Origin of the sequence: Prochlorococcus sp. ALOHA_ZT_50 (assembly GCF_022447305.1) — a bacterium.
In the GTDB taxonomy this organism is placed as follows: domain Bacteria; phylum Cyanobacteriota; class Cyanobacteriia; order PCC-6307; family Cyanobiaceae; genus Prochlorococcus_A.
On record NZ_JAKVCI010000013.1, the window covers coordinates 24,151 to 36,390 of the forward strand.

Below are 12,240 nucleotides of genomic sequence, written 5' to 3' on the forward strand. Positions count from 1 at the left end.
ATAGTACATAGATTTGAATCATTTAAATTTGTTTAAATTATTATCTTCAAATAAATATGTTTTTGAATATAAACAATTAAAATTGAGGGTTTTTTTTATTTCATATGAATTTATCATTGGATAAAATAAAAAACTTTGGATAGATCATTTAATTACATAATTTCGCCTGAGATATCTGAATTTAGAAGATTTTCCCCAAAATTAAAAATAGGTGTACTTGCTTCTGGGAAAGGAACAAACTTTCAGGAATTAATTAATCTCTCAGAAAAAGGAGAATTAGATATAGATATAAAAGTTCTAATAACTAACAAAGATGATGCAGGTTGTATAAAAAGAGCTGAAAGTAAAAAAATACCTCACAAAATTATAAGAGGCAAAGACTTTCTGCAAAAAGAGGCATTTGAATTAGAAATTGTAAATACTTTAATTCATTACGATGTTGAACTTGTGGTTATGGCAGGCTGGATGAAAATTGTTACTCCATTTTTTATTAATAAATTTAAGAATAAGATAATAAATATTCACCCTTCATTACTTCCAGCATATAAAGGTGGTTCTGCGATAAAGGACTCTATATTAAATGGTTCAAAAATAACTGGTTGTTCAGTACATTTTGTTGAAGAGGAGGTAGATAGTGGATCATTGATAATGCAAGCTGCATTGTCAATTAGAGATGATGATGATATTGAATCACTTTCCAAAAGAATACAAATGCTTGAGCATAAAATTTTACCTCACTCAATCTCTCATGCTGGTTTTTTGATAAGAAGTAATTTTATGGAAAATTATTAGTTAAATCAAGACCTTCATCCATTGAAAATCCACTCATAATATTTAAATTTTGAATTGCTTGCCCAGTCTGACCTTTTAACAAATTATCAATTACAGATAAAATAATAATCCTTCCATTTCGAATATCAACTTTAACAGAAAGGAAAATTTGGTTTGTATTTTTAACCCATTTTGTTGATGGGAATGTATCTACAGGTAAGACTTTAATATTTTTGAAATTTCTATAATAATTATCCAAAAGAATTCTGCAATCATCAGAAGTTAATCCTGGATCTCTTAATCTCCCATATATAGTCGAATGCATACCCCTTGAAATTGGAACCAAATGAGGTGTAAAAAGCAGTTCAATTTTATTTCCAGAAATTAAAGATGCTACTTGCTCGATCTCTGAGGTATGTCTATGGTTTATCAATCCATATGCTGATAGACCTTCTCCACATTCTGATAAGAGTAGCTTTTGGTTTGGTTCTCGACCACCTCCAGAGGTTCCGCTTTTAGAATCAATTACTATACCTTCATTTTCAATAATTCCTTGCGAAAGATAAGGAACTAATGGAATAAGAGCAGATGTTGGATAACATCCTGGACATGCAATTAATCTTCCTTTTGAAATGGCTTCTTTATTTATTTCAGGAAGACCGTAGACTGCCTCTTTACATAAATCATCATCATTCCTTTTATAAATAGCAGCTTCTTTGGAATATACTTTTTTCCATTCATCTAAAGACTTATATCTGTAATCAGCAGATAAATCAATAACTTTAAGTCCTCTATCTAATAATTTCCTTGTCAATGTTGAAGATAGGCCATTTGGTAAGCAAAGCAAAGCAACATCTGCATTTTTTGAAATATTATCTACTGAAATTTCTTCTATATAAGGATCATTATCTAGATAAATAAAAGGGAAATTATCATTCCACTTTGATCCAGATGTTTTATTACCTCCTAAAAATGAAATTTTGTATTTTTTATTTTTCTTTAAAAGATTTACCGCTTGAATACCGCCGTAACCAGTAGCACCTACTATTGCAACATTCATTTCTTTGAATTGGCAGACTTTGAGATAGGATTATAAAGTGTTGAATTTAAGGTAACTAAAACACTATTTTTCTATATTGATAGGAATAATGAAAGAAACAAGTCCCAAATCAAATAATGGAACAATTTTGGATATAAATGAATCTTTTAAAATTGAATTTGATCCTATCAGCGATGCGTTGGCAGCTATAAGAAATGGTGAATGCATAATTGTTGTAGATGATGAAAGAAGAGAAAATGAAGGAGATTTAATATGTGCGGCTCAGTTTGCAACTCCACAGCAAATTAATTTTATGGCTACTGAGGGACGTGGTCTTATATGCCTAGCTATGCAAGGTGAAAAACTTGACTCTTTAGATTTACCATTAATGGTAGATAGAAATACAGATGAAAATCAAACAGCTTTTACGATATCAATTGATGCTGGACCTGAAAATAATGTTACTACTGGAATTTCCGCTGAAGACAGGGCAAAGACAATTCAAGTTGCTATAAACCCAAATACAAAACCTGATGATTTAAGGAGGCCAGGACATATTTTTCCATTAAGAGCTAAAAAAGGTGGAGTATTAAAAAGGGCAGGTCATACCGAAGCGGCAGTAGATATTGCGGCAATGTCAGGTCTTTATCCCGCTGGAGTGATTTGTGAAATACAAAATCCTGACGGTTCCATGTCAAGACTTCCACAACTTAAAGAGTATGCAAAACAGTGGGGAATGAAATTAATATCCATAGCTGATTTAATTAGTTATCGTTTTCAAACTGAGAGATTTGTATTTAGAAAATCTGATGCTGTTCTTCCAAGTATTTTTGGTAATTTCAAAGCTTATGGATATGTTAATGAACTTGATGGTTCAGAGCACGTTGCATTAGTTAAACAAAAATCATCAAAATTAAGCGAACCTGTACTAGTAAGAATGCATTCAGAGTGCTTAACTGGCGATGCTTTTGGATCATTACGTTGTGATTGTAGACCCCAGTTAGAGGCTGCTTTATCAAGGATAGAAAAGGAGGAAGAGGGAGTTGTTGTTTACTTGAGACAAGAAGGTAGAGGTATTGGTCTAATAAATAAATTAAAAGCTTATAGTTTACAGGATGGTGGATTAGACACTGTAGAAGCTAATGAAAAATTAGGTTTTCCAGCTGATCTCAGAAATTATGGAGTTGGAGCACAAATTTTAACTGATTTAGGTATAAAAAAATTAAAATTACTAACCAACAATCCTAGAAAGATTGCTGGATTAGGTGGTTATGGAATAGAAGTTATTGAGAGAGTTCCATTAGTAATTTGTCCAAACGATAATAATGCAGAATATTTGAGTGTAAAAAAAACGAAGCTAGGCCACATGATTGATGAAGATAATCCTAATTCCAGGAATATCGATCCATTTATATCAATTTTTCTTGACGGAAAATATAAATCTATTGATCTAGTTCCAATAAAAAATAACGTTATTAAATTCTGTAGTGATAAGAACATTAATATTAAACTAGAAAGTACTCCAAGATTATTGGCTTTTTGGAATCGACCAAAATTAGTTTGGCGAATTTTGCATGATCAGAATAGAACCAATTCCAACATTACTGATGAAGAAATAAAGAATATAGAATTATTTATTCAGTTTTTATCCAATTATGAAAATAGTACAAAGATTGGAATTATTGTTTCTAGAAACATTGAACAAGCATTACACCCAAAAAGTAGCATCAAATTAATCAATACTAAATTTACTATTAATAATGAAATCTTATATTCATCTACAAGAAAATTTAATCTAGATAAAGAGACATTTAGTATTGTTTTTGAAGGCTAAAAACTACTTTAAAGTTGCCTTTAAAATTTTTGACCCATTAGTAAGCTTTAGCACTACATCCATATCATCAGTCTTACCAAAAACAGTATGAACTCCATCGAGATGAGGCTGTGGTTCATAAACTATGAAAAACTGACTACCACCTGTATCCTTTCCTGCATGAGCCATAGAAAGTGAGCCTTTTAGATGTTTATTGGAATTAATTTCACATTTAATATTATATCCAGGGCCTCCAGTTCCAGGCATACCAGATGCTCCATCACGAGTATTTGGACATCCACCCTGAGCCATAAATCCAGGAATAACTCTGTGAAATGCTAGACCATCATAAAAACCATCACTAATTAGGCTCGTGAAGTTTTTAACTGTATTAGGTGCGTCGTCAGAGAAAAATTCAATATTAATGTTCCCAACTTCTGTTTCAAATAATGCAGTTGTCATGTTTTATTTGTTTAATAAATATTCTAATATCTTAATAGCTAAAGCAACTTTTCAAGGTTTTCCTTAATGGTATTTATATCAATGTTATCTTTATTACTATTTTTGTCTTCCTCCCAATTTTCAACTTCTAGGTTTTTCTGGGGTGGTGAAATTAATAACCTATCTTCTGCGGTTTTAGGTACAAAATTTTTTTCTACTAATTTGCATTCATAATCTAATTTAATGCAGAAATCTTTTATTTCCTCTATGTTGATCATTTCAACTGTTGGCAAAGGAAAATCTTGAGCTTCTAGTAGACCACAATATCTTGTTGCATCATCCTTATCTTCAAACATAAGAACAATTGTCCTTCCTTTAAGTTCGATTGAATGAATTCCTTCCTTATCTGTTCCTGAATTATATAAAAGAACAAATATGTTCATAAGTATCGATTTTTCTATTTATATAATATTTGATTAAGAATCAGAAAGTGATAATTCTTGTAATCTTGTATATAAAGCAATTTCTTCATCATTAATATCAGCAGGTATCACTACCAAGATTTCAACATATTGATCACCTACATTATCTTCGAAAGTTAAACCCCTACCTTTCAAACGTAACATTCTTCCCGTAGATGATTTTGGTGGTACTTGAAGTGTGACATTTCCATCAAGGGTAGGAACCTCTACTGCACAACCAAGAAGAGCATCATGAGGAAATAACTCTAATTTATAAAGAACTCTTAAACCATCAATTCTTAGACCACTTTCCGTTTGAACTTTTAACTGTAGATAATGATCTTTACCTCCTCTTGCAATATTTTCAAGTCTTAATCGCCATCCATCTCCAGCAAAAGGAGGTGTATCAACTTCTACTACAGTTTCATCTTCAAGCTCTATTAAAATTGAAGCTCCATTTAAGGCCTCATCAGGAGTTAATTCAATAATTGTTTCAATATCTTGGTGGAGTTTAACTGGAGGCGGCTCTTCTGGAGAGGTTGTAGGGTATTGAAAATTGTTAAATTCATCATTATTTGTATTTATCGATTCATCCTCAAATGGTTCATCATCATATTCCTCGTAATTCTTTGGTGAGTATTCATATCCAAATAATGAATCAAGATAATCTTGAAAATCAGGAAAACCTGTCTTGAAATTATTATTTTCGTAATCATCCTGGATATTTACATCCGAACTATTTTTTCTTACATTAGGATCACGTAGATATTCGTATGCTTCGTTAATTAATTTAAATCTTTCTTCTGCATTAAGATCATTTTTATTTAAATCTGGATGCCATTTTCTTGCTTCTCTTCGAAAGGCCTTTTTAAGTTCTTTATCATCGAAATCAGGGGATAAACCCAAAATCGACAAATAGTCTTTTTTAGAGGAAGTAGTCATTGTCCCATGGATCATCGTCCCTAGAATTACCATACCTCGAATTTCTATAATTTCTATTCATTTGATTATCCCAAGGGTCATCATCCCAATAATCATCTGAAAAGAGTTCATCCTTTAATGATCCAAATGTATTTTTAATGCTCTGTAAGGGATTATTATCAGTTTTCTTTTCTGCCGCAAATTTTCTGTTTAAGCCGAATAATGCTTCTTGTAGAGCACTTACTGAAATTTCTAATTCTTGAGGATCATCGTCATCTATATACTCTTCAACATCTTGAATAGCTAATTCAACAGCTCGTTGTTGCCTTTCGGCCCCATAAGGACCAAATTCTAATGAAGCATCCCTAAGTCTTCTCTCAGCTTGCGCAATAAGAGTTAAAGCACTATTTTTTCTATCAATTACAGATCTTCTCTTCCTATCTTCATTAGCTTTTGCTTTAGCTTCTTCAATTATCGAATTTATTTCTTGTTCATTTAAATTAGAACCTCCAGAAATTGTAACTGTTTGCTTTCTTCCAGTTGTTCTATCAGTTGCACTTACTTCTAAAAGACCATTAGCATCAATATCAAATGCTACCTGGACTTGAGGTATTCCTCTTGGAGCTGGAGGTATTCCTGATAGTCTAAATTTACCAAGTGATTTATTTTCAGAGGCTAAAGGCCTTTCTCCCTGCCGTACTTGAACAACAACTGATGATTGATTAGCTTCAGACGTACTAAAAACATCAGATTGTCTAACTGGTATTGGCGTATTACGAGGAATGAGTACCTTCATAAGACCACCAATAGTTTCTAAACCTAAAGATAAGGGAGTAACGTCATTTAGGAGTAAATCTTGTAAATCACCACTAATAATTCCAGATTGTATCGCAGCTCCAACTGCTACAACTTCATCAGGATTAACAGATTGACAAGGATCATTTGGAACAAGAGTCTTTACTAATTGTTGAACCATTGGGATTCTTGTGCTGCCACCTACAAGAACTACCTCATCAATATCTTCTGCATTCCATCCAGAATCATCTAAAGCTATTTGCACAGGCTCTAATAATCTATCAAGTAAATCTTGTGATAATGATTCAAATATTTTTCTATCTAAGGTTTCTTCAATATGTAACGGCCCCTCTTTACTTGTTGTGATAAATGGTAAAGATATTTTTGTTTTTTGCAATCCTGACAATTCACATTTAGCTTTTTCAGCAGCCTCAGTTAATCTCTGTAAAGCTTGTCTATCCCTTCTTAGATCAATATCATGTTTAGCAAGAAATTTTTCTGCAAGCCAATCAACTATTTTTGAATCAAAATTGTTTCCTCCTAGCTGTGTATCACCACAAGTGGCTTTAACATCAAATACACCATTAGAAATTTTCAATAATGAAACATCAAATGTTCCTCCTCCTAAATCAAAAACCAAAACATTATTAGAAGAACTTTTTTCAAAACCATAAGCTAGAGCAGCAGCAGTAGGTTCATTTAGAATTCTATCTACTTTAATACCAGCTAATATTGCAGAATCCTTTGTAGCTTGCCTTTGAGATTCATTAAAGTAAGCAGGGACAGTAATAACTGCAGAATCAACAGTATCTCCAAGATAAGTTTCAGCATCATTAATTAATTTTCTAATCAATGAGCTCACTAATTCTTCTGGTGCATACTCTCTTTCTGTATTTGGACTAAGAACCCTAACGCTTCCATTGGTATTAGCCTTTACGTTATAAGGAACAGAAATACTATTCTCATCTAATTCATCCCAGTCACTACCAATAAATCTTTTTAGGTTATAAAAGGTATTCTTAGGATTTAGAACAAGTTGTCTTCTCGCTTGGTCTCCTATTACTATTTCCTTGTCTTTTGTAAATCCAACTATTGAAGGTGTAGTTCTAGAACCCTCAGAATTTGCAATAACAATTGGACGTCCAGCTTCTATAACTCCTACAACAGAGTTAGTAGTACCTAAATCAATTCCAACTATTTGCCCCATGATTTTAGATCGCTAAATTAAAGCAAAATTTACTAATAATTTAATTAATTTTTATCTTAGATATTTACATATAATAGTAAAAATCAAATATTTTCAACTTAATTTAAATAAATAAGATTATTTATAACTTGTTAAAAAGATTACTATCTATTTTAAAAGATATTTTAAAGACAAAGGTGTTGATGTATTTAACCAAAATAAACTAATATAAAACGGAGAGAGAGGGATTCGAACCCTCGATAAAGTTGCCCCTATACAGCATTTCCAGTGCTGCGCCTTCAACCACTCGGCCACCTCTCCCAAGATAACCATTTTAACCCTTGATCATCCCATTTTAGAGGAAAGTTATTTGAAAAAGACTTTCACAGTCACGATTAAAAATAAGGAAACCGGAAAGGTTTACCAAGAGCAGGTTAATAGTGATGATTACATACTTAAGGAATTTGAAAAGAAAGGTTTCAAACTTGCATTTTCATGTAGAAATGGTTGCTGTACAAGTTGTGCAGTTAAAATTAAATCTGGTACCTTACAACAACCTGAAGCCATGGGTGTATCTCAGGCTTTAAAAGACAAAGGCTATGCACTTCTTTGTGTCGCTAAAGCAACTTCAGATCTTGAGGTAGAAACTACATATGAAGATGAAGTTTACGATTTACAATTTGGACAATATTTTGGGAGGGGAAATACAAGAGTTGCGCCACCTTGGGAATTTGAGGAAGATTAACTATCATGTTTGAATTAAGTGAAATAGAGGAACTTGCAAATCAAGTAAACTTATCCATTTTGTATGAAATAGCCAAGAATTCCGCTCAAATTGGTAATGAAATTTTAAAAGTTAATTACAATAAAATTCAGAAAATATCATCAAAGGGTAGGAAGGGTGATCTAGTTACCAATGTAGATTTGGAAGTTGAAAATAAAATAAAAGAATATTTATTAGAAGAGACACCAAACATATCTATAAATGCAGAGGAATCGGGTAAATTAACCAAATCTTCGGATTTAACGTGGTGTATAGACCCATTAGACGGTACAACAAATTATTCCCATGGATATCCTTTTTTTGGGACTTCTATTGGTCTTGTATATAAAAATAAGCCAATTATAGGGGCTATATCAGTACCTTATTTAAATGAACTATATTCAGCCTGTATAGGTTTAGGCTCATTCTGCAATGATAGTGAACTTAAAGTATCGAATCCCTCTAATCTTTCTGATAGTCTACTTGTAACTGGTTTCTCTTATGACAGATTTGAGACAGAGGATAATAATTATGCTGAATTTTGTTATTTAACACATAAAACTAGAGGTGTTAGAAGAGGAGGTGCAGCAGCAGTTGATCTAGCATTTGTTGCGGCAGGTAAGGTAGATGGATATTGGGAAAGAGGATTGGAGGTATGGGACCTAGCGGCCGGTGCTATTATTGTTAAAGAGGCTGGTGGTATTATTTCTGATTATCCATCAGGCGAATTTAATTTAAGTTCAGGAAGAATTTTAGCTTGTTCTCCCAGCCTTGAGAATGAATTAAAAAATGAACTAGATAAAGTCTCTCCATTTAAAAAAAATCTCTATACCTAAAATTAGTTAAATATTAAAATGACAGATATAAAGGAAATTAAATTAGTCGATGTAAAAAATAACTCAAACATCATAAATAATTTAAATAGTATTTATAAACTATGGGGATATGAAGAGGTTTCACCCTCATTTATAAATACTTTAGAGACCATAAAAGGCCGTGGCGTTATTGACGAAAATCAGGTTGTAGGAATAGTAAGTAATAATTCATTATGTCTTAGGCCAGAAATGACAACATCAATTGTTAAATTGTCATCTACTAGATTAATAAATAAGAAAAGACCTATAAGATTATTCACCAATGGAATGGTTTTTGATAAAAAACAAAATAATAAAAATTCATTTAAGTTACAAGAAAAATTGCAGAGTGGAATTGAATTAATTGGATATGATACAAAATACCCAGAAATTGAAGTTATTAATATTTTGTTTGATTCAATCGATAATATTAATTTGAAGGATGGTTGTAATTTATTTCTACTAGTAAGCACCACAAAAATAATGGACTTGATACTGAACAAATATAAGAATAATAATTTTGAAGAAATTAAGAAAAGTCTGGTTAATTTTGATCAAGATAATTTATCTAAATTAGGAATAGATGAAGATGATAAATATATTCTTAAAGATCTTTTATTCACACGAGGAGAGCCAATTGCAATATTAAAAAAATTAAAAACTATATATGGTACTAGTAAAACATTAGATGACTTAAATTTTTTATTTGAAACATTATCAAAAATATCAAATAAATATGGTGTTAAATTACAACTTGATCCCACTTTTCAACCTCACTTGAATTTATATGAAGGAATAGTTTTTCAACTAATAGGGGATAATGGTAAAAATAAAAGCGTCATCGCAAAAGGCGGAAGATATGATGAGTTAGTAAGATCATTTAGTCCTAATGAGAAAATATTTAATGGGATTGGATTTACAATTTCAGTAGACATTTTAAGAAATTTAATTAAGGAAGAAAAGACAGATAAAAAAAAGATTTTATTGATGTTTAAAGATTCTTATTTGTTAGAAAAAGGTATGAATGAACAAAAAGTACAACAGAAAAAAGGAAATATTGCTGTCTTACATTTAAATCCATGTGATGACTTGGCTAAAGCCAATCAAATTATGAAAGAAAATAATTGTAGTGAGATTTTGTGGGTTAAATAAAACCTTTTAAAAAGGTATTTAACTTTTAAATTCATATATTGTTCGGACAATACTCCTAATTAAACTTGATTAACTAGTTTTTACGAAATAAGATTTAATATGTTTGATTTTTTTTAAATGGAAAAAGGCGAAATTCGTATTAATACCGAAAATATTTTCCCAATTATCAAGAAGGCAGTATATTCTGACCATGAAATCTTTTTAAGAGAACTTGTTAGTAATGGTGTTGACGCAATTAGTAAAAGAAGAATGGCCTCTATGGCAGGTGATTGCGAGAATACTGAGGAGGCTCAAGTAAAAATAACAATTAACCGTGAAAAAAATACGTTAACAATTTCCGATAATGGAATTGGAATGAATGATGAAGAAATTAAGAAGTACATAAATCAAGTTGCATTTTCTAGTGCTGAAGAATTCCTAACAAAATACAAAAAAGATAATGATGAATTCATAGGTCATTTTGGACTAGGTTTTTATTCAAGTTTCATGGTGGCAGATAGAGTTGATATATTAACTAAGTCGGCAATTGGGGAATCAAAAGCTTTCAAATGGTCTTGTGATGGATCGCCAAATTTCACGTTAGAGGAATCAGAAAGAGAGACAATTGGTACAGATGTTATTCTTCACCTACTTGAAGAAGAAAAAGAGTTTATCGAGCCTGAAAGGATTAAATCACTAATAAAAAAATATTGTGATTTTATGCCAATAGATGTCTTATTAGAAGGAGAGACAATTAATAAGAAAAATCCTCCTTGGAGAAAACAACCTAGTGAATTAAAAGATGAAGATTATATTGAGTTATATAAATACCTTTATCCTTTCCAGGGAGATCCACTGTTATGGATTCATCTAAATACAGATTATCCATATGACATACAAGGGATATTGTATTTTCCAAAGTTGTCAGGTAGAGCTGATTGGGAAAAGGGAGAAATAAAACTATTTTGCAATCAAGTATTCGTAAGCGATTCAATTAAAGAGATAGTACCAAAATACCTTTTACCTCTAAGAGGAGTTATTGACTCTACAGATATACCTCTAAATGTTAGTAGAAGTGCATTACAAACAGATAGAAAAGTAAGGTCTATATCATCATTTATCTCAAAAAAAATCGCTAATAAACTGAAGGATTTGATAAAAAATTCTCCAGAATTTTATGCAGAAATTTGGGATTCAATCTCTGCTTTTATTAAAATTGGTGCTATCGAAGATGAAAAATTTGCTGATTTAGTCAATAACAGTATAATTTTCGAAACAATAATAAATTCAGAGAAAGACGTAACTAAAGATATTGAAAATAAATCCCTCATCAAGTCCAATGATAAATATTTCACAACTCTCGCAAATTACAAAGAGCGAAATAAATTAACTGATTCTAAAAAAATAATTTACTGTTCAGATTTGATTGCACAGTCTAGTGCATTAAATATCTGTTTATCTGATAATAAAGAAGTTATTAAATCAGATCCCTTAATTGACGCACAATTTCTTCCATGGTTGGAAAGTAAAAATGAAGATTATCAATTCCAAAGAGTAGATTCAGAAATAAATGAACTAGAAGATAAAGAATCTAAAGAAATTGTAGATAAGGATGGCAAATCAAATACAGATAATCTTAGAGATACGATAGTTAAGGCCCTTAACAATGAGAAAGTAACAGTTAAAGTGCAGTCACTTTCAAGTAAAGATGCTCCACCAGCGATGATCTTGCTTCCAGAACAAATGAGAAGAATTAATGATATGGGCGCTTACATGGAACAAAAGATGCCTGGCTTACCTGAATATCATGTGCTCTTAATTAACAAAGAACATCCACTTATTGTTGGTCTTAATAAAATTACAGGCAACAAAATAATTATTGATGAAAAAGATCCTATTGAGAATCCATTGGCATCTAAAATTGCTAATCATGTTTACGATATGGCTAAGCTTTCCGTTGGTGGATTAGATCAAGAACAGATAATTAATTTACAAAATAATAATGCCGAATTAATTTCAGAATTACTTAATTCAACAAATTGAGTCATGTGTTAGAATTTTTAAA

11 protein-coding genes and 1 tRNA gene are annotated in these 12,240 nt (G+C 31.3%); 6 read left to right on the forward strand and 6 right to left on the reverse strand.

The window, feature by feature from the left end; translation table 11 throughout:
- Positions 1-135: 135 nt before the first annotated feature.
- Complete coding sequence (purN, locus tag MK115_RS04635; RefSeq protein ID WP_287609735.1) at positions 136-792, forward strand: phosphoribosylglycinamide formyltransferase; 657 nt, start codon at positions 136-138, stop codon at positions 790-792.
- On the opposite strand, the gene argC is transcribed toward purN, so the two are convergent.
- Positions 776-1,831 (reverse strand): N-acetyl-gamma-glutamyl-phosphate reductase, encoded by a 1,056-nt coding sequence (gene argC / locus MK115_RS04640; RefSeq protein WP_287609737.1) that lies wholly within the window; start codon positions 1,829-1,831, stop codon positions 776-778. The two genes, purN and argC, sit on opposite strands and share 17 nt — an antisense overlap.
- A gap of 88 nt (positions 1,832-1,919) precedes the next feature.
- Between argC and ribBA the strand changes: the two genes are divergently transcribed.
- The gene (gene ribBA, locus MK115_RS04645; protein ID WP_287609740.1) at positions 1,920-3,644 is read left to right on the forward strand and encodes a bifunctional 3,4-dihydroxy-2-butanone-4-phosphate synthase/GTP cyclohydrolase II; all 1,725 of its coding nucleotides are present in this window, start codon (positions 1,920-1,922) and stop codon (positions 3,642-3,644) included.
- Between the two features lie 3 nt (positions 3,645-3,647).
- On the opposite strand, the gene MK115_RS04650 is transcribed toward ribBA, so the two are convergent.
- The 5 genes from MK115_RS04650 to MK115_RS04670 all read right to left on the reverse strand — a co-directional run bounded on the left by MK115_RS04650 (position 3,648) and on the right by MK115_RS04670 (position 7,748).
- The gene (locus MK115_RS04650; RefSeq protein ID WP_079330948.1) at positions 3,648-4,085 is read right to left on the reverse strand and encodes a peptidylprolyl isomerase; all 438 of its coding nucleotides are present in this window, start codon (positions 4,083-4,085) and stop codon (positions 3,648-3,650) included.
- A gap of 38 nt (positions 4,086-4,123) precedes the next feature.
- Positions 4,124-4,507 carry a DUF3110 domain-containing protein gene (locus tag MK115_RS04655; protein WP_287609743.1) on the reverse strand — a complete coding sequence of 128 codons (384 nt, stop codon included), beginning with the start codon at positions 4,505-4,507 and terminating at the stop codon, positions 4,124-4,126.
- Positions 4,508-4,540: 33 nt separating this feature from the next.
- The gene (locus MK115_RS04660; protein ID WP_287609745.1) at positions 4,541-5,500 is read right to left on the reverse strand and encodes a DnaJ C-terminal domain-containing protein; all 960 of its coding nucleotides are present in this window, start codon (positions 5,498-5,500) and stop codon (positions 4,541-4,543) included.
- Positions 5,451-7,448: a molecular chaperone DnaK gene (gene dnaK / locus MK115_RS04665; RefSeq protein ID WP_287609747.1), complete on the reverse strand. Its 1,998-nt coding sequence runs from the start codon at positions 7,446-7,448 to the stop codon at positions 5,451-5,453. The genes MK115_RS04660 and dnaK overlap by 50 nt, the downstream gene beginning before the upstream one ends.
- Positions 7,449-7,661: 213 nt before the next feature.
- Positions 7,662-7,748, reverse strand: a tRNA-Ser gene (locus tag MK115_RS04670).
- A 49-nt stretch (positions 7,749-7,797) separates the two neighbouring features.
- Here MK115_RS04670 and MK115_RS04675 point away from each other — a divergent pair.
- The 4 genes from MK115_RS04675 to htpG all read left to right on the forward strand — a co-directional run bounded on the left by MK115_RS04675 (position 7,798) and on the right by htpG (position 12,218).
- A complete protein-coding gene (locus MK115_RS04675) occupies positions 7,798-8,172 on the forward strand; it encodes a 2Fe-2S iron-sulfur cluster-binding protein (protein ID WP_025890783.1) in 375 nt (124 codons plus the stop codon).
- A 5-nt stretch (positions 8,173-8,177) separates the two neighbouring features.
- A complete protein-coding gene (locus MK115_RS04680; RefSeq protein ID WP_079296003.1) occupies positions 8,178-9,026 on the forward strand; it encodes an inositol monophosphatase family protein in 849 nt (282 codons plus the stop codon).
- Positions 9,027-9,044: 18 nt separating this feature from the next.
- The gene (locus MK115_RS04685; protein WP_287609750.1) at positions 9,045-10,196 is read left to right on the forward strand and encodes an ATP phosphoribosyltransferase regulatory subunit; all 1,152 of its coding nucleotides are present in this window, start codon (positions 9,045-9,047) and stop codon (positions 10,194-10,196) included.
- Positions 10,197-10,313: 117 nt separating this feature from the next.
- The gene (gene htpG, locus MK115_RS04690; protein ID WP_287609752.1) at positions 10,314-12,218 is read left to right on the forward strand and encodes a molecular chaperone HtpG; all 1,905 of its coding nucleotides are present in this window, start codon (positions 10,314-10,316) and stop codon (positions 12,216-12,218) included.
- The last annotated feature ends 22 nt before the right edge of the window (positions 12,219-12,240 follow it).